Origin of the sequence: Sphingobacterium thalpophilum (assembly GCF_038396785.1) — a bacterium.
Taxonomy (GTDB): Bacteria; Bacteroidota; Bacteroidia; order Sphingobacteriales; family Sphingobacteriaceae; genus Sphingobacterium; species Sphingobacterium thalpophilum_A.
This window is the reverse complement of the sequence record NZ_CP151087.1, coordinates 4277014-4295559: the sequence shown is the minus strand read 5'-3', so window position 1 is coordinate 4295559 and position 18546 is coordinate 4277014. Positions and strand designations below refer to the sequence as shown.

At 38.6% G+C, this 18546-nt stretch carries 21 protein-coding genes; 7 read left to right on the top strand and 14 right to left on the bottom strand.

Annotated elements, in window-relative coordinates; genetic code table 11:
* Positions 1–42: 42 nt before the first annotated feature.
* The 5 genes from AACH28_RS18920 to AACH28_RS18900 all read right to left on the bottom strand — a co-directional run bounded on the left by AACH28_RS18920 (position 43) and on the right by AACH28_RS18900 (position 4861).
* Positions 43–1041 (bottom strand): energy transducer TonB, encoded by a 999-nt coding sequence (locus AACH28_RS18920; protein ID WP_341831246.1) that lies wholly within the window; start codon positions 1039–1041, stop codon positions 43–45.
* A 258-nt stretch (positions 1042–1299) separates the two neighbouring features.
* A complete protein-coding gene (locus AACH28_RS18915) occupies positions 1300–1605 on the bottom strand; it encodes a hypothetical protein (protein ID WP_217493566.1) in 306 nt (101 codons plus the stop codon).
* 285 nt (positions 1606–1890) lie between these two features.
* Positions 1891–2322, bottom strand: coding sequence for a nuclear transport factor 2 family protein (locus tag AACH28_RS18910; RefSeq protein WP_341831245.1), 432 nt, complete (start codon positions 2320–2322; stop codon positions 1891–1893).
* A 233-nt stretch (positions 2323–2555) separates the two neighbouring features.
* The gene (locus AACH28_RS18905) at positions 2556–3338 is read right to left on the bottom strand and encodes a hypothetical protein (RefSeq protein ID WP_341831244.1); all 783 of its coding nucleotides are present in this window, start codon (positions 3336–3338) and stop codon (positions 2556–2558) included.
* 605 nt (positions 3339–3943) lie between these two features.
* Positions 3944–4861: a hypothetical protein gene (locus AACH28_RS18900; RefSeq protein WP_145329896.1), complete on the bottom strand. Its 918-nt coding sequence runs from the start codon at positions 4859–4861 to the stop codon at positions 3944–3946.
* A 248-nt stretch (positions 4862–5109) separates the two neighbouring features.
* Between AACH28_RS18900 and AACH28_RS18895 the strand changes: the two genes are divergently transcribed.
* From AACH28_RS18895 to AACH28_RS18885, 3 genes are all read left to right on the top strand, one after another.
* Complete coding sequence (locus AACH28_RS18895) at positions 5110–5331, top strand: hypothetical protein (protein ID WP_341831243.1); 222 nt, start codon at positions 5110–5112, stop codon at positions 5329–5331.
* 15 nt (positions 5332–5346) lie between these two features.
* Positions 5347–5622 (top strand): hypothetical protein, encoded by a 276-nt coding sequence (locus tag AACH28_RS18890; RefSeq protein WP_341831242.1) that lies wholly within the window; start codon positions 5347–5349, stop codon positions 5620–5622.
* A 75-nt stretch (positions 5623–5697) separates the two neighbouring features.
* Positions 5698–6048: a hypothetical protein gene (locus tag AACH28_RS18885; RefSeq protein WP_341831241.1), complete on the top strand. Its 351-nt coding sequence runs from the start codon at positions 5698–5700 to the stop codon at positions 6046–6048.
* A 72-nt stretch (positions 6049–6120) separates the two neighbouring features.
* On the opposite strand, the gene AACH28_RS18880 is transcribed toward AACH28_RS18885, so the two are convergent.
* The 3 genes from AACH28_RS18880 to AACH28_RS18870 are packed head-to-tail and all read right to left on the bottom strand — an operon-like array spanning position 6121 to position 11546.
* Entirely contained in the window at positions 6121–7476 is a 1356-nt protein-coding gene (locus tag AACH28_RS18880; RefSeq protein WP_341831240.1) for a RagB/SusD family nutrient uptake outer membrane protein, read from the bottom strand.
* 7 nt (positions 7477–7483) lie between these two features.
* Positions 7484–10690 (bottom strand): SusC/RagA family TonB-linked outer membrane protein, encoded by a 3207-nt coding sequence (locus AACH28_RS18875; RefSeq protein WP_341831239.1) that lies wholly within the window; start codon positions 10688–10690, stop codon positions 7484–7486.
* 7 nt (positions 10691–10697) lie between these two features.
* Positions 10698–11546, bottom strand: coding sequence for a thioredoxin family protein (locus AACH28_RS18870; RefSeq protein ID WP_341831238.1), 849 nt, complete (start codon positions 11544–11546; stop codon positions 10698–10700).
* A gap of 84 nt (positions 11547–11630) precedes the next feature.
* On the opposite strand from AACH28_RS18870, the gene AACH28_RS18865 reads away from it, so the two are divergent.
* The gene (locus AACH28_RS18865; RefSeq protein ID WP_115046003.1) at positions 11631–12806 is read left to right on the top strand and encodes an IS4 family transposase; all 1176 of its coding nucleotides are present in this window, start codon (positions 11631–11633) and stop codon (positions 12804–12806) included.
* A gap of 68 nt (positions 12807–12874) precedes the next feature.
* Here AACH28_RS18865 and AACH28_RS18860 read toward each other — a convergent pair whose 3' ends face one another.
* Both AACH28_RS18860 and AACH28_RS18855 read right to left on the bottom strand, forming a co-directional pair.
* Positions 12875–13138, bottom strand: a complete 264-nt coding sequence (locus AACH28_RS18860) for a hypothetical protein (protein WP_341831237.1) — start codon at positions 13136–13138, stop codon at positions 12875–12877.
* A 264-nt stretch (positions 13139–13402) separates the two neighbouring features.
* Positions 13403–13777, bottom strand: coding sequence for a hypothetical protein (locus AACH28_RS18855; protein WP_341831236.1), 375 nt, complete (start codon positions 13775–13777; stop codon positions 13403–13405).
* A 626-nt stretch (positions 13778–14403) separates the two neighbouring features.
* Here AACH28_RS18855 and AACH28_RS18850 point away from each other — a divergent pair.
* On the top strand, positions 14404–14649 hold the full coding sequence (locus AACH28_RS18850; RefSeq protein ID WP_145329880.1) for a helix-turn-helix domain-containing protein: 246 nt from the start codon (positions 14404–14406) through the stop codon (positions 14647–14649).
* 312 nt (positions 14650–14961) lie between these two features.
* On the opposite strand, the gene AACH28_RS18845 is transcribed toward AACH28_RS18850, so the two are convergent.
* From AACH28_RS18845 to AACH28_RS18830, 4 genes are all read right to left on the bottom strand, one after another.
* Positions 14962–15228, bottom strand: coding sequence for a hypothetical protein (locus tag AACH28_RS18845; protein WP_341831235.1), 267 nt, complete (start codon positions 15226–15228; stop codon positions 14962–14964).
* Between the two features lie 248 nt (positions 15229–15476).
* On the bottom strand, positions 15477–15734 hold the full coding sequence (locus AACH28_RS18840) for a Txe/YoeB family addiction module toxin (RefSeq protein ID WP_341831234.1): 258 nt from the start codon (positions 15732–15734) through the stop codon (positions 15477–15479).
* A gap of 1 nt (position 15735) precedes the next feature.
* The gene (locus AACH28_RS18835) at positions 15736–15990 is read right to left on the bottom strand and encodes a type II toxin-antitoxin system prevent-host-death family antitoxin (protein ID WP_341831233.1); all 255 of its coding nucleotides are present in this window, start codon (positions 15988–15990) and stop codon (positions 15736–15738) included.
* Between the two features lie 126 nt (positions 15991–16116).
* A complete protein-coding gene (locus AACH28_RS18830; protein WP_341831232.1) occupies positions 16117–16632 on the bottom strand; it encodes a hypothetical protein in 516 nt (171 codons plus the stop codon).
* Positions 16633–17135: 503 nt separating this feature from the next.
* Between AACH28_RS18830 and AACH28_RS18825 the strand changes: the two genes are divergently transcribed.
* Positions 17136–17441, top strand: coding sequence for a DUF4372 domain-containing protein (locus tag AACH28_RS18825; protein ID WP_341831231.1), 306 nt, complete (start codon positions 17136–17138; stop codon positions 17439–17441).
* 57 nt (positions 17442–17498) lie between these two features.
* The gene (locus AACH28_RS18820) at positions 17499–18521 is read left to right on the top strand and encodes an IS5 family transposase (protein WP_112374319.1); all 1023 of its coding nucleotides are present in this window, start codon (positions 17499–17501) and stop codon (positions 18519–18521) included.
* The last annotated feature ends 25 nt before the right edge of the window (positions 18522–18546 follow it).

Below are 18546 nucleotides of genomic sequence, written 5' to 3'. Positions count from 1 at the left end.
GTATCGTAAAAAAATAACAGCCTTCCAATAGGAAGGCTGTTATTATATTCCCCTCAAGTTTAACCTTATCGGCAATGTATAGCCAACCCGCACAGGCTCACCACGTAGCATACCAGGTTTCCATTTTCTAAGTTTTTTGACGACTTGTATACCAGCAGCCCCTGTACCGAAACCCAAATCGTTCTTTATTTTCAAATCTTCTAATCGCCCTTGTTGATTTATAATGAACGCTATTTCTACAGTACCGCTTATACCATTCATCATAGCTTGTTTTGGATATTCGTAATTTCTTGCCACAAAATACATCATTTCTTTGACACCTCCAGGGTATTCTGGCTGTGTTCTATAGGTAGTAGAATCATATGAAATGACAGTGCCGTTTTCTTTTGTTTTAGTGCCTGAGCGTAATTTGTCCTCCTTATAATGCTCGACAAAAGAATCAGGTCCCCTCTTTCCTCGCCACTCCCCCTCGCGCAAATTATTGACCAGCTGACCTTCTTCAGTTTCGTCCTGTTCATCTATACTAAAACGAATAAAACCGCTCCCATTTTCTAACTTTTTATTGTTTAAAGAATCATAATACACCACATAGATTGGCTTCTTTATCAGTAGTTTCTTTTCCTTCACTTCACTCGGATAGAATACAATCATCTTCAACTTATTATTCGGATAGAGATAAAAAGCAGAATCTATCAATTTACTCTCATCACTGAACTTCTCAAGACTCTTCAATGTACCATTTTCATAGAATTCATATTTTTTATCTAGAAAATTGAAAGGTGGGTGTCCACTCTTACTTATCGCATTTAGCTTTAGTGAGTCATTACGTAGGTAGTACTCCGCTATTCGATAAACTTTATCCTTTCCCAACGCATCAATATGAATTTCTCTTAAAAAATAAGCCGAGTCTTGCTTCTTAGTCTCCTCCCCATCTTTCCTATGGTAAGTGGTAAAAGTAACTTGTGCCGAAAGGCTCAATCCGCACAGGTTCAATAGAAAAAAACAAATAAGTTTCGTCGAAAAGCCTAAATAATACTTCATAATAATTGTTAATACAGGGGTAATAATAACAAATATCTAGGATAGTTAAAAAATTAATCGGTTAAATAATGTTTATTTCTGTTATGGCCGGCACGGCTGCATACCATTAAGTTTTCCACAGGGTGTTAATAACACTGTTGATAACTTAGAAAACCTACTCACCTTCATCCTCTCGAAGTCTGACAATTTCTTCCAATGCCTGAACATCGATCTGATCCTTTGGTCTATTGATTGCCTTTTTATTAGCGATGAGCTGGTTTATATATAACCTTTCATATCCGTCAGAATGTCCAAGCGAAGCCCATTATTCAAGTGAAAATCTGTCCAGCCAACTACGAAAGGAATAGTTTCCAGCTGTGGAATATCACCAAGGTCAGATAGCCTGAATGCTTCCCTTAACCGTTTTCTATTATCCAATGAGTCTTTTATCCAAATATCTAAATCACCAGTAAACCTTTGAAAACCGTGCAAATTAGTTGCATACCCCCCAATCATAATGTACGCTACATTTGATTCCTCTAAATTCTGCCAAAACTCTAAAATTTCCTGATCAAAAATATCCATACACTATTTCTGATAAAAGGGTTTATGAATAATTTTTGCCTTTTTAAGCGTTTGTTGAATTTTATAGAGACGGGTAGTCATTTCAAATCGCTCCTTATAAGTACGATTAAGTCCGGCCCTCAATAAAGCAATTTCAGATTCGCTAAGAGATTGTGAAGCATGTTCTTTGTGACCATCCATTTCGGTTATACTTAGTTAAACAGATCCATTAACAAAGATGGAACAAAAAAAGCCACATCATCCCGACGTGGCTAAAATAAACATATGAATTTAATTAAACAGTTTCTATTTATACGAGTTTACGGAGCTTGCAACCTTCCAGGTTCCCGATTCATTGATCAATGTCACCAAATCTGTTTTCGTGAAATCCTCAAACTTCATGGTGACACGTGCTACCCTATAGTTTTCAGACTCCTCGAGTACTTCGGTACTTGTACTGCAGTTCAATTTTTCACCTTTTTGCTTTTTTAGGAACGAAATGACTTCCGAACGGCTATTGGTGCGTGCAGCTTTTCCCTGAAATTTTTGATTGAATTCCGATGCGAACAATTTTTCTACGCCCTGAGATGCACCTTCTGTCATTACCGACACATAGCTATCGATGGCCAAATCGGCTGTGGAAAGGTTCAATGCTTTGCCAGGGTCAGCTGCTGCCATTGCGAAAGTTGATAGTGTAATCAATGCTGCTGCTGCGAATGTCTTTACTAAAGTTTTCATAATTGCTATACTTTATATTGTTAGTTTTTTTATCTCTTTTCTTATTGTCGCAAGGAAGTTGATTTTGTTGCATCATTTCCTTTAAGATTCTGATTCAAAAGTAAGACAACGCAGCATCCCATTTTATTACATTTAGATCAACGGAATAAAAAAGTCGGTAAATGGAGGTAAAGGAGCGGTAAATGGATATCCGCTCCGGTAGGAAAAAACACAGGTATGGGTTAACGTTACTTTTATAACTGGAAAGCAGCTAGAATAGTTGCAGGCGTACAATCAACTTCATTCAGCACATTGCACCGTCGGCCATTTTTATGAAGATATATGATCGTAAATCCAACCAGGATCGGCGTACCAACAAATTCGTTGCATGGAATGCTGATTGTCTTGGCCGGAATTGGATCCTGCCCATAGACGATATCGATTTCCCATTCTTCATCCTTTACCTCAGTGAACTCCCTTTCTTTGAAATTGAAAGAAAAGGTATGGAATTTAAAGGCGATAGCATTACAATCTTTGGGTAGCAGCAATGCTCGGTTAATGTCAAATATTGGAAATGATATTTCGATCTTGCTCTCCTCGGTTAAGTTAACCATTGGATCGATATTCAGCGCATCCTGCATATGGAAATTTTCGTTGAATTGGAAATTCACCAATCTGTCGAGCTTACAGTTGTTTAGGCAAAGTGTTCCCCTATCGTCATTGATATTTGTCTTCATTGCCCTATAAATCTGTCTATTCAAGCGATTGCCCATCTGTCCATCATGCAGTTCCTGATGCACTAACCCAAAAGCCTGCCTAATTGCAGCGCCTGCGCGACTTGCCTGTCCAAAATCTTTACCAGCATTCTTCGTGTCGACGTTTTGTTTTACACGGTGTGGTTTACCTTGAATGTAGTTCTTTGTTCCTACCTTTCTGCTTACCAGTGGGCCAACCAGTCCACGGATATAGCCATTATCATTTATTCCCATACAATAAATATACCACCAAAACGACCCTATGTCAAGTATCTTGTTCATTTTTAAGGATTTCGGAAGCTGCAGCAAATAGCAATTATAAATTTGAAAATTTAGTGATACCTTTTTGGGGATTAGTTATAACCAATTCCTAACCACCTTCTAATTGCGAGCAAGATGCAGACAGGATGTCTGTACAGTGCAAGCACCCCTAAAAGGTGGACTCAACGTGGACTCACTGTGCACACAAGGTGGTTACAGTACGGAGTTGATCGCAAGTTGGTATGGAGTTGCTGTCAGGAAAATATAATTATTTGCGTCGAGCGGCTGTATTGAACTTTGAGAATAATGTAATCACGATAGAGCTTGATATAGCCCCCACGAACAAGGAATCGGGAATGGACGATTTCTCATCTAGGAAATAGTATACAGCAGCTGCTATTGAAAAGCAGACGATGAAGGACAATATTAAAACAAGTATAAATTTGGTTTTCATTAGTCAAGGGTTAATATAGTACAACTTAATATACAAAAAAATGCTGAACTTTACTGGAGAAGAAGCCTCAACTTGTTAGCTTAGGTAGGCTCAGCCACAAATTTTGATTTTACATACTAAAAGGGGGAAACGTTTTCCACATTGTTATTAACATCATGTGGAAAACTCAAAATCACCCATCATTTTCGTCCAACAACCATTTCGCAAAATCATCAATTTTATCTTTATTGATCACAAGCTGCTGTTCAAGTGGAAAATCTAATTGCAGTCTAAAGTTTTTATCGCCATTTACTTCATATCCTTTTATAACACTTCGGTGTACCAGTTCCCAGCGAGTGATCTGATAATATTCCTTCGTATCTAACCTCTCGACGAGGTATTTTAACGCATGGCTATCCTGAATAGGTGGATTTGCCGGATTACGTTCATAGATCGTATTCATCCCATTATTATTGCAGATTAAAACAATGTCCAAATCCATCAGTCGGATATCTTTGCCATCACGTATGGTTATGACCGGATTATCCTGTAAATTATTCTGTTTGATAGCTGCTATCTTTCCCTGCTTTTCGTCATTTATTAAAATCTCAACTTCCCCAATTCCAGCCATATATTCTCTATACAATGAAGCCAAACTATAGAACAATGTATAAATCAGTGATATACCCATGGAGAATGGCAATTGAAGAATATTTTGGGGAATCCGAAAAAGAGCGCGATCCGTTATTTGAAGATATAATCGGTCCATACATTCGAGATAAAAAATGGTCGGCAGATAGATAAATATGATCTGAATAAAGAAACGTTTTAGAAATTCGTTGCGCCAAGGTTGCTTTTGATCAAAATATGCTGTCGTCTGCATGGTCCACTCCACCATGACAGAAAGAAAAAAGATACTCCAAAGGAAATCGACATAGAAATTTGTGTTGGACAAGCAGTATTTGTAGATCTTCCATCCCGCACCGATACGATATCCGGCAGAAGCATTATAAAAAGAAAAAATAAGGATCCATATCGTTCTGGATCTCCAATGATTGATCGAGAGGTCCCAATCTCCATCTGTGCTTTCGGTACTTTTTACAGATTCCATAATTTATACAGTTTGGCTAATGGTTAACAGCTAATTAACACGATATACTATAATATCAAAAAAATGCTAAAAAATCAACTATTTAGATTTTTATTCAATTTGATTCATCATTTCTTACACGCTAATTATGAATATCAACCAATAAATATGGAAAAAGATCAAGCTTATATTTCTTTTGCTTTCAGACACTGAGATAAACAGCCGATGTCTTGCATAAATTTTCAAGGTAAAGACATCGCTATCAAAAGATGACGATAATAAATAATAACGAAATGGCGAGCGTACTGCTGTTAAATCCACACCGTATTTCCCGACGGGGCGCTCCAGCGATCTTCAGTACGCTTGTGAAGGGTTTGGCGGGATCGCTGGAGCAATATAAAATAGGGACGCGGGTACAGCGACAAAGTGCAAAGCAAAACATAGGGCAGGCCGCGCCAAGGTTGTGCCGCTGCGCAATAGGTTATGGATAGGTAAAATAAACGGAGATGAAAAGTCAACAAACAGCGAAAGAAACAATCAAACGACTTGGCCTACGCTTAGGGCCAGTGTTCCAGTCCTTATGGATCAGGCTGTTTGGGCGGTTTGTCCTTCCGTTTAGGTATAGTGTCGTTCCTGTGTTCAGGGAGCTATGCTATGCCCCTATCTGTCTATCCTTAGCCCTAAAGAGAGTCGTGGACAAGATGTGGTATCCGCGCAAGTTTGCACTATTCCCGATTATATTGGTCTCCCGGTTTCAAGGAAGTTGGCTGACCTCAACCTAGGATCCCTCGATCGCATGGCTGTGAGGCAAAACCGAAATGCAACAATAACTAATAAAATTATATAAACTTAAAAAGATGCATATGCGCACTTTAAAAATTAACTGGTTACGTACCGGTCTTGTATTATCTTTCTTTTTATTGATTGGAGCCTTTTGGGTAGTAAAGGCGATGGAGAAGAAGGAAGAAGCAAAGGTAGAGAAGAAGGTTTTAGAAGAGGAAGTATGGTTCGATTACACGAGTTCTTCTACAACGCCATCGGACTACAATATTTCAACTAATTATCATCTTGCTGGAGATGGCACAGAAGAACCAGACTGTCCAGAAGGAGACGACATCCGATGTGCTGTGAAAGCTAAACGATCAACTAGCAATCCTAATCAGCCTGACATGTCCACTGTTGTCGCTAGCCGCAACAGAGCACAATAAATTTCAGCTGTTATTGATTCAAAAAGGCCTCCCAAACTTAAAGTCGAGTTTGGGAGGCCTTTATTTATCCTTTTATTCGTTCTGCATCATACCATTATTGTTAATCACTTTTTGCGGAATTTGAAAGATATAAGAGCTACTCTCAGGCATTAACTGAAAAATCTCTCCATTCAAATTTCTCGAGATAACCGTTTTAAACCTAGGATCTTTATTGAGCCTTCGGAGATCTGACCACCTCAGCCCTCTAAATACCAACGATTTTCGCCTTTCCGCCAAAACTTTTGCCAATACGACATCTCTATTCGATTCCGACAAGGGATTATATTTGACAACCTTACTCCACCGCTTCTGCAGTAAGGTATTTAGATCATTCAATGCCGACTCAATATTACCTGTTCTAGCCGCACATTCAGCCCTGATGAGATAAAGTTCATCCGTGGCTAGCCCACCAAACATAGTACTTCCACCTTGATAGCTTCCTTTGAAACTATATAAATCTGTTCCCGGTGCTTCTCTAAAATAAAGTACCTTGCGGAGATCATTTTCTTCATATTGATCGTATAAAGTAGGTTCTATACGGGCTAAACTGATCGGTTGGCCAAAAAGGGTATAATGAAATATAACCTCGTCATTGAAGAGTGAAAATGGTCTAATGGATGTCTTACTGATGGTATTGTAATCTATGAGCTTATCATAATCCTTAAGACTTTCATCAGCCATGTTAGCCGCTTCTTGATATTTTTCCATACTAAGATACACTCGGGCCAACAAAGCCTTACAAGCAGTTACACTAGGTCTTGTTTTTGCAAGAACTGTCTTCGGTAAGATCTCCAATGCAACATGTAGATCATTCAGTATAGCCTCATAGGTATCTTTCATCGAAGAACGTTGACTGGGCTCGTTAATATCCGGCGTCAAACGGAGGACAATTCCTAATTCCTCACCTGCATTTTCATTATCATATGGTTTCATAAAGAGCTGCGAGAGGTTATAAAATGCCAACGCTCTATAAAAGAGAGCTGTCCCTTTGATAGTCTCCCATTTTTCTTTTTCCTGTATTGTTGGAGTAATTTTATTTAATGCTTCAAGCACTACATTAGAATAAAATACTACCGCATAGCATAGGGACCAATCATTTCGATCACCGTCATCGAATACATTTTTCTTCCATATATATGCATTTTTTGTGACTAAACCTGCTACTGCATTATAGTTCTGATCATTTAGGTAATAATTGTCGCTTGCAACTTCCCCTGTTGCAGGATAACGCTGATTCATCGTGTAGGTATCATCAAGAAGAGCCTGCAGATCATCTAATGTTTGCGGAACCACCAATGCTTTGTCAGGTTTCTTTTCCAAAAAATCCTTAGTACAACTCATGACCAATGTAGCAAGGATAATGGCAGCTATTTTTATCAATTTTTTCATAATGCTATTATTTTAACGACATTTTTAATCCCAGTGAAAAAGCTCTTGGGGCAGGTAATCCAACAACATAGTCAGGATCCAATCCTTTCTTATTTGCCCGCCATAATATTCCCAGATTATTTATATAGAAATAAGCTTGTACCATTTCAAAAGGTGTCTTTTGGCTTGTATTTTTCCAAATATAGCTGAGGTTAATATCTTGCAGGCGAATGTGATCTCCCTTTTCTACCAACACCGAAGACTGACTATAATAACTGTCTCTCAGCGGATCATTCGGATATACCATAGATGGAACGGAAGTCTGACTTTCGTCCCCATCTTTCTGCCATCGCCGCACATAATCGCCATGAGATTCGTAACCATTAAATAACTTATTATAATTGATCGAATTAGTCACAAAATAATATCCTAATCTATAAGTTATATTAAAAGAGAGGGACACACTCTTATAGGTAAAGCTATTTCTAAACGCTCCAAAACTAGTAGGCATCGCAGGCCCATTGTATATTAATTCCTCTGCTTTGGTATTATTTAAAATTGCCGAATAATCTGTACTCAAATTATTCCCCAGATATCCCTGTGGATTACCATGTGTGTCTAGTCCCCCCCATCTATAGCTGAATATTGCAAATAACGGCTTCCCCACGATGGGATTAACAGCATAGCCACCGTTAACGTATAGCCTTGGATCAGTAATATCGCTTTCATAGGATACCAACTTGTTCGTTGAAAGACTATACATTAAATCAGTTTGCCACCTCAATTGTCTCTTCATATTTACAGAATGTAGCTGAATATCTAGCCCTTTCCCTTTCATACTAGCAGAATTGGTTATATATTCAAAAGTGAGATTGGGATTGATCGCGCCAGTCGTCTGGTCAAGCAAGGTTTTTCCAAATAGATCTACACCTTTTTTATTGTAATACTCAATGGATCCATAAATAAGTCCACCTTTCGATTCAAAATCGAGCCCAAGATTGAGTACACCTACTTTTTCCCATCTCAGATCTGGATTGGGTACATTTTCTATCGATGCATATGGTAAATTAGCTAGATTGCCACTCGAATACCTAATTGTTGTCAAAGCAGAGAGACTATTGTTAACATTTCCATTGAATCCGTAGGTAGCCCTCAACTTTAGTATCGGTAGAGGTTCAAATCTATAGAATGACTCTCTACCAATATTCCAGCTTGTACCAACTGACCACAGGGGAACAAGCTTCTGATTGCTTTTTACACCAAAAAGATTTGATCCATCCTGTCTAGCACTCCATGAAACAGCATATCTCTTGGCATAAGTATATGCTCCATTCAAATAAAAAGAACGCATTCGGTCCATCTGATCAGAATAACCTGTAGCATCAGGAATTCGGCCAGAACCGCCTGTATATAAAGGAAAAGACGTAGCATAGTCGACCCTAGAGGTAGTCAATATTGCATCATCATAACCATAAGTCTGCCCTCTTGCACCAATTGAATTGACCTGTCTAAGTTCCGTACCAACTAATGCATCAAGATCGGTACTGAGACCTGAATAACTATAATTGAGTTGGGTTCTCAAAGACTGGCTCTTTACTTTATTTGAGGAAAATGCAAGAATGTCGCCGTCAGGGATATTTCTTTGAAGGCTACCATTCGATAAGATCTGTGAATACCTATTTACAAGGTCTCGCACTTCATACGAGTTCCTATTCTTTAAATTTCTTCGATCGGCAGAAGCTGTTCCATATTGATATTTTACTTCTGCGCGAAAATTTTTTAGAAAGCTATAGGTCATTCCCGAATTAACAAGCAGCTCACTGTTCACTGTCTTATTATTTAATAATGATACCTCTTCCATTGGACGATATTCCCAATCTAATAGCCCTTTTGCCAATGCTTCCTGTTTGAAACTTCCTTCATAATCTTTATTCACTGCCATTGGAGTGCCGTCGTCGTCCGTTAACCTTGCATAGGGAAATAAATATTTTCCTGAGGTAAAATAAAGATTGTCGTAGGGAGTAATTCCTTCTTTGTTTTCTGCAGAAATATACTGCATCCCCAGTTCAAATACCAAGTGGTATGTAATTTTATAGGAATTATCCGAACGCAGGGTTGTTCGTTTATAACGACTTTTTAAACTGCCGTCATTTCGGTCATATCCTACCGAAAATGCATAAGACAATCGATCAGTTCCACCTCGCAATGCAAGAGACGACTGTCGCATAAGTCCTTTCTGATATACCCCATCAAAATATTCCCTGCGTGCATCATTGGCACGAAGTTTTTCTATTTGGGCATCAATGTCAGCCGCTTGCTCCGGATTATCCCTTTTCTTGATCAGTAATTCGACAATGGGAGAAAGTGCGGATTTATCGGGATCACTCTCAGCACCTACATAGAATCCATTTTCAAAAAGGTATTTTTCAACATCAATAAAATCAGAACTAGACATCCGAGACTGGTAAAATAGCTTGGGTTTCTCCGTTACTGTATAGTTAGAATTTACTGACACTTTGAGAGGCATATTACGCCTTCCTCGTTTTGTCGTTATTACAATTACACCATTCCCAGCCCTGACTCCCCAGATTGAGGCCGCTGCCGCATCTTTGAGTATCGTAATATTTTCTACATCATTAGGATTTATATTGGAAATATCTCCATCATAAGGAAAATTATCCAGAACTATCAAAGGGGAAGTTGTTGCATGGATCGAGCTCAACCCCCGCACTGTAATATTGTCATTTGTTAGCCCCCTTTTATCAAATAACACAGCATTAGCGTTCCCATCAAGACGCTCCAATATATTTGTTGACACCTGTCTATTCAGTAGATCGTTATCTATTACATCAAATGAGCCAGTCAAGCGTTCTTTCGGAATAGTCTGATACCCTGTTGATACCACTACTTCATCCATGCGACGGGAAGATGCTAGTATATGGTACTGATATATTCCATTGACCAGTTTCCCATCGGAAATCTTAACACGAGTTTCCTCATATCCCAAATGTGATAGGATCAACGAATCTGTCACAAGTGCGTCCATCCTAAAATATCCATTTTTATCCGTTTGTACCTTAAATTCATTGTTCGGGGATCGTAGGTTTACCCCACTCAAAGGAGCATCGGTATATCCATCGATTACTCTTCCTAAAATATATTGCTGTTGCTGTCCTGTCACCGTCAAAATACCGAAGCCAAAGAGCAGCCAGTAAAAAAATAAGAACTGTTTCATCTCTTGACTATTTTATAGTATTGTATTTTCTTTCAACTTGTTCTAGCACAAAATATTCGGCACCATTTCGATACTCAATACGGCCTACAAGACCAAGGTATCTTTCGAGATCCTGCCTGATCATTTTCCGCCATTGCTCGTTATCCATTGGTGGGACATTGAGTTCATAACAATATAAATTTTCAGCGTTCCAAGCTTCAATTGACAACCCATCGTCCTTTTGCCTCTTTAATTTATCTTTAGGGAAATTGATGATTAGCTGCTCCTGTGGAAGGCGATTCAATTGAGGAAATGCCAGTCCAAAAAGACCCAATATACCCATATTGGTTGCCGACATGCGCCATTTTTCTCTATTTGCTCCAATAACTATACTTGTTCTTGATGGTATCCCTTTTTTAAATGGGGTAAAAATGCTCCTGTACTTAAAAGTAGAATCACTACCTCCGTTATTATCAATCAAAAATGCCTTGTTGCTGTCAAAGTCCAATTGATCTATTTTACTGGTGGTCTTCAGGACTCCGGTTTCAAGGATCTTTTTGATCGTTTCCTCATTGACATCCCGAGCATATGTGATTCCTTGGACAATACTATCTTTGATCCAGACTTCGTGGGGAACCATTTTATGCGGAAAAAATAATGAAACAGCTTCCGCATCTGTAACGGAATATAATCTTAGGGAATCCAATATCTTATTACCTCTGGAAAAAGTTTCGATATGCCGTTTGGATTGCCTATTGATCGGCAGAATTTCCAAATCTGCCTCGAACATATCATTTAAAATATGGAACCTCGGCATGGCTGCTATACAGGAACCGCACCAGGTAGACCAAAAATCAAGTATGATTAGTTTCTTCACTTGCGTCCTAAACGTTTAAAAAATGGCGGTGTTTTGATATAGCGAGATCGCTATATTTAAATCACAAAATTATAACACACCGCCATGATAAATTTAAATGTTTTTAGTCAGATTTTATCTCTTATCGACCGCGAATTATTCAAAGATTTGGTTTCAAAGCACAAAAGTGACAAACATCAGAAAGGGATCAACAGCTGGACGCATCTAGTCAGTATGCTTTTCTGTCATTTTTCCTCGGCAGATTCGGTTCGTGATATTAGTAACGGTCTACGCAGTACCACTGGTAATCTGAACCACTTAGGTGTAGTAAGAGCTCCAAGTAAGTCTAATATATCCTATATCAACACACACCGTACCCATGAACTTTTCAAAGATCTTTACTATTCTGTTTTGGATAGGCTTTGGCAAAAGGACACCCATTTTCGCAAAGATCTTGGTCAGCTAAAGCGTAAAGTATATCTGATGGATGCAAGCATCATCCCCTTATGTCTATCTGTATTTGACTGGGCAAAGTTTCGCAGCACCAAAGGTGCCGTAAAGCTGCACACTGTCTTGGATTATGATGGCTGCCTACCTGTTTTTATGCAGATTACCGATGGAAAAGTACATGAGAGCCAGCGAGCCGGTAGTTACAGTTTTTCCAAGGGAAGCGTGGTGGTAGTGGACCGTGGCTACGTGGATTACAGCTGGCTTGGGGATTTGGACAGCAGGGGTTGTTATTTTGTTACCAGGAGTAAAGTGAACATGAAGTACAACGTTATCAAGTCCTACCAGAGCGATGCCCTTAAGGAAAAGGGCATCCTTAAGGATGAGCTCATTGAGCTTTCCGGCGCTGCCCGCAATAAATACAATTCCACACCGTTACGCCTGATCCACTTTTGGGACAGCACCACTGGCAATGAGTACCACTTTTTGACCAATAATACGAAGTGGAAGGCTTCTTTGGTGGCAAACATCTATAAACAACGCTGGCATATCGAAGTCTTCTTCAAGCATCTAAAGCAGCGCTTAAAAGTATCGACATTCATAGGGACTTCTGAAAATGCAGTGATGATCCAGATCTGGACTTCACTCATTGGCATATTACTGTTAAAATACTTACAAAAAAAGGCCAAATATGACTGGAACCTGTCCAATCTGGTCGCATTCATCAGAATGAATATCTTCGTGAAAATAAACATCTGGCAATGGATAGATGATCCCTTTCTCAGGCCGCCTATAAAAGGAAAAAAGGGACAGCTAAAGATCTTCGCAGATTGAAAAATAGGGGTCAATATCGAAATGATGAAAAAAGCTATGCTTGTACCACAGAAATCGAATCCTAAAATTTATTTAGGACAGATGTGTAGTTTCTTGTCTTTGTAATCGGATAAAGAAATTATTTCCTTTCCATCGGGATGGTTGATGACAGCAAGTGGCATTTTCCATAGTACTTCTGGGATCGTATCACCGATCTGTAATGGCTTGATGCTATTTAGCCCATCCGCCCCACTGTCCTTGCGGGGCGTCTGAGCCGATAAACTAAACATAGAAACTACTGCGATGCAACAGAGCATTACCCGACCAATACCTGCCGAATTTCTACATTTCATCGGATTTTCATCGGGTCGGCATCGGGTTTTAATCGGTATGGCCCGATGAAATCCCGATGAAAACTCGGAGCCAATAGCATAAAAGGCAGAAGTTGGGGCGAAGTTGGTCAGGCAAAAGACAGAAGAAAGTGGCCTTAACATTCGCTTGATTTGCACAGGCCTTGTTCTTAAGTAGTGTTTGGCAAGCACTTGAAATATATAGCTGATATAAAGCCTTAGGAAGGCTAATAATTTAAGGGTATTCATAATCTTGTTTGTTAGTGGTTATTTCGATAAACGACCGAAAAAGTCAACGATTTTTTTGCTCATTTCCAACTCCTTGGCTATACGTTCCCTGGCTTTGGCCGAGAGTTCGAGCTTGGTGAGATCGGTAGGGCGATAATTGGCGACACAGTATGCGATCAATACACGATACAATTCCGTTGCGAACTCGTACATCTCTTCATCTATGTAAGACCAGTCTTTTTGCATTTCGTCATTCACATATGCACCCAATAGCTCCAAGATATTGTCAGATATTGTATCCAGTGCATATCTATTCCAAAACGTTTCGATCTCCTTTATAGGGTCGTAATCGGCCTTGTGAACATCATAAATCAAACGGTCAAAAGCGAATTGTAGCGCCAAAATCCTGTTCATATTTCAGTATTGCAAACCGCAACCTAAAGCACATAGAGTCCCTTTCCGACCGAAATCAGTTTTTTACGGGGCCTGACTATGCTCAGGTTACATAAGTAAAAATTAATTCATTCTGGGAAGCCAGAGCGCGTTTGATTGAGGGGTCACAAAGGTATATATATTGGCATTACGCGTTCCATGGCAAGGGAAGACAAATCTTATTTGTCCAGACCATCCGAGCTACTCGGGGGCCGCAATGATGTTTTTTGATTGTTGCTTTTTGTTCATAACTCGTTTTTATGGTTAAACGAGTCTTGCTGGAAGGCAGCTAAATTAAAGAGGGGGCTGCATCCCGTGCTCCAAAAGATTCTCAGGCCTAAAGTTGCGCCGGGTGAACAGCAGCCCCACACTTCAATGAATTAAATGCAAAAATAGCACTTTTCATTGAAAGCGTGAGATATTTCTGCTGCCTTGCCACTTGGCCTGAGAATGGAGCTGCAAGACTTTTAAATATCTATATTTTCAATATTTTAATTAAAACTTATATCATATTCTAATTAACAAACTAATGAGACAAATATAAAAAACAACACAATAGTAAACAAATTTGTTGACCATTTTTTTTTCAATATGTCGATTTTAACTAAATGGATCAAAATCAAAAAGCATTTCGCACCAAATTAGGAAAACGTATTGAACAACTTCGAATTGAGAAAAAAATAGAACAGGGAGAGCTAGCTTCCATATTAAATAAAGATAAACAATTTATAAATCGTTATGAACGTCAGGGAGCAAACCCTACAGCATTTATTCTGGTCCAGATATCAGATGCACTTGGAGTGACCCCAAATGATCTTTTAGATTTCTCTAAGGTGGATAAGCCAAGTGATTAACGGAGAGGAAGACAAACTCCATTGAAATTACAAGTTCTACAATTCTTCAAAGACGTGGTAAAGACGCTATACCTCTACCCCTTTAATACTATATACGAAAGCTTTAGTCTTCCTCCTCCATATTTTCACTTCCCCTCTCAAAAGAATTTTGAGTGGTGGCGATAATCAATGATTCTGCAGTGCTGGGATTCAAATATTTGCTTATATATTTTACTCAGCCATCATAATTAGGTAACTGGTTATGATGGCTAAATACAAAAAAAAGCCACTCCCGAAAGAATGGCTCCAAAAATATTTTATAAATAAAAAATTCTATTTCAGCTCCTCTACCTGTTCGATAGTCAGCCCTAAAGCCTTAGCAATATCTTCTACAGCTACACCAATTTTCTTAAATTCTAACGCTGATTTAAGCTTTTCAGCTAATTTCTCAGCTTCAGCTTTGGCACGCTCTTCCAATCGACCTTGCTCTAAACCTCTTTCCATACCTTTCTCCATACCCTTTTCCATACCTTCCTTTTCAGCATATGCAATCGTGGCATTATAGACACGTTTTTGTTCCAAGCTTGATATGTATGCCATTTTCTCTTCCGGCGTTAAATTTGCCAGTTCTCCTATGGCAAAACTAAGCTAAATTTCAATACGAAAGAAGTTTAGCGATCTCTCATCCGCTTTATACATATTATTAAGTCGGATGAAAATACGCGAGAATATTCCTTTATCCAAATATTTAGGTAATCCGTCCAACTCATCAAGATGCTTCATCAGAATAAATCTTTTACAATTTTTTAGATTTGTTCAAGACTCAATATTCTTTAGCTATCTCTTGATCAATCATAATGGAACCTGCATTTAGCAATTAAAATTTGGTTTTCCTCGTATTTGTAGATCAGTCGGTGTTCCTCATCAATGCGATGTGACCAGAATCCGGAATACTTATGTTTTAAGGGTTCCGGCTTACCCAACCCTTCGAATGGGGTCCTTGCGATATCTTTCAACAGTTCGTTGATCTTTTTCAGTTTCTTCTTATCTGTCTGTTGCCAGTACAGATAATCTTCCCAAGATTCATCCACGAAAACATACTTCATATTACTCCTCCGACAACTGCTTCTCAAACGAGTTTCCAGCTTTCAACTTTTCAATCGCTGCATCAAGACGCTGTTCATTTGTTCGGGAAGATAATTCATGGTTTGTTGCCATCAAGGAATTATATTCTTCAAGCGACATAACAACAATACCCGAATCTTTACCTCGATTAATAATTAAGGTTTCAAAGTTTTTGGAAACCTTATCCAGATAGCGTTTTATGTCTTTCCGGAAATCAGATACACTAGCAATCAACATAACAAGTACTTTTATCTGTACAAAGATACGTACAAATTATTGACAAATTAAATTTCGTTACACCATCTTGGAATTAGAAAGAAAAAAGCCATTCCCGAAAGAATGGCTCTGCAATATTTTGTTATCTCATTTCTCCAAAAACCAAATTTCTTTATGGGTTACCTGTCGTCCCTCTACTTTTTGATCAATATCCCTTGTTATCAATTGAAGTCCTCCCTTGTCAAGAGCATAACGGTATTTGGAATTTGATTGTCCACCATCATATTTGAACTGAACATTGATAAAATTACCTTCCAATCCGAAGGTACCTCTTGATTCTTCACTTGACTGACCCGGATCTTGAATATGATATTTTTCACCAATTGAGAAAACACTACCACGTTCAGGAGCTATAAATATCACACTATCTTTATCGAAGAAATGTATTTCCTTAACTAACGTAGGATAGAACCCTCGTTCAGACAGAAATTTATTTACATCTACAGTTTCCTCTACTAAGCCATTAACCGGATCGGTGTATTTCATATAAATACTTTTAATTTTCCAATCGCCCAAAAGAGGATTCAACTCGTCTTTTTCTTTCTGACATCCCATCATAAAGAAAACAGCCAAAGAGGCAAGAAACAATAATCTTTTCATCATTTGTTTTGGTTAAATAATCAGCTTTCCCATATTTCCCCAGGTATCACTTTCTGCGGTTATAGCAGCTATATTTAGAGATTCTAATCTATTTAGTTCTCTTTGTCTTTATTTCCACAAATGTAAGCGTTAATGCTCCCATGATCAGATAAATAAAGGTTGCGATTATCCGACCTGTAGTGAACTCCGCTACTTCACCTCGAAAGTAAAGGGCAATAAGTTGCTGACTTAATATAATTACTAGCATAATAAGGCAGTAAAGAAAAAATAACTTACGGTGTGTTTTCATAATTTTTATAAACGGCATATGACGTGAACACTAATAATTTGGTTAAAAAAACAATAATAAATTTAAACAAAGAAAAATAAAATAATAAAACAAAAAAACTATATTTGAGACAACCAAGATACTAAGACAACACTTGCGTCCTAAACGTTTAAAAAGTGGCGGTGTTTGGATATAGCAAAGTTGCTATATTTAAATTGCAAAATTATAACACACCGCCATGATAAATTTAAATGTTTTTAGTCAGATTTTATCTCTTATCGACCGCGAATTATTCAAAGATTTGGTTTCAAAGCACAAAAGTGACAAACATCAGAAAGGGATCAACAGCTGGACGCATCTAGTCAGTATGCTTTTCTGTCATTTTTCCTCGGCAGATTCAGTTCGTGATATTAGTAACGGTCTACGCAGTACCACTGGTAATCTGAACCACTTAGGTGTAAAGACCGTTGCAAAAGTGTTTGGTTTTTATTTTATTGATATTCAAGTTTTTAATTTGTTTCTTGTTGATTTTCGTTATATTTAAGGTATGGAAAAGACAGAAAAAGTTAGCTTTGTTGATTACATGGTTCAAAGACGGAAAATCAAGCAGGAATTCTTCGATCAGATCAATACATTGGTAAATTGGCGTCCGATTTCAAATATTATCAACAAGCATTACCACAAAGGGGAAAGCAAAATGGGACGCCCTAGTTATTCTGGTCTTGTCCTCTTCAAAATGACACTTCTACAGACCTGGTATGGTCTGAGTGACTACGAAGTAGAAGACCGTATAAACGACAGTATCTCCTTTAGTCGCTTTGTTGGCATCAGTTTGGACGATTCGGTTCCCGATCACAGTGTTATTAGCCGTTTTCGCAGCTCGCTGACAGAAAAGGGTGTTTATGAGAATCTATTCAAGGAGCTGAACAAGCAGTTGAATAAACATAAAATATTGGTAAAACGTGGAGCTATCGTTGATGCCAGTATTGTTGATTCTCCGCTAAAACCAAAAGGCAAAGTTATTTACGAGATCGAAAGTGACCGTAGTGAACATCCTCGCGAAGATTCTGAGCTGGATAAAGAGAATAGTGAACAGTTATTGATCCAACAAGAGAGCCCGGGTGTTGACCATGAAGCTCGTTGGATAAAGAAGGCTGGGAAAACACGTTATGGCTATAAAAAGCATTATGTCACCGATACAGAAGGCCTGGTTCTGGGCGTGGTAACCACTCCAGCAAATGTAAATGAAATTGCCAATCTTCAACAGGTAATATCTTCGGCTGACCTTCCAAAGGGCATCCATATCTATGCTGACAAGGGATATCGTTCCTCTAAAAATGAGGAATTGATCAAATCAGGAAAGCTAAAAAGCAGGATCTTGCATAAGGCAAAGAAAGGAACAGCGTTAACCGAAAGAGAGAAGTTAAGAAACAAACTGATCGGCAAGATCAGGTTCAAAGTTGAACGGACCTTCGGGAGCATCCGGCGATGGTTCAACTCAAGCTGTGCAAGGTATAAGGGGATCGCCAAAATGCATACACAAAATCTAATGGAAGCCATGGCGTACAATCTTTACAGATCACCTGGGATACTTGTGTCCAATGCAATAAAAAACACAAATTAAGCAGTTGAAAAGGCCTCAAAAAGAG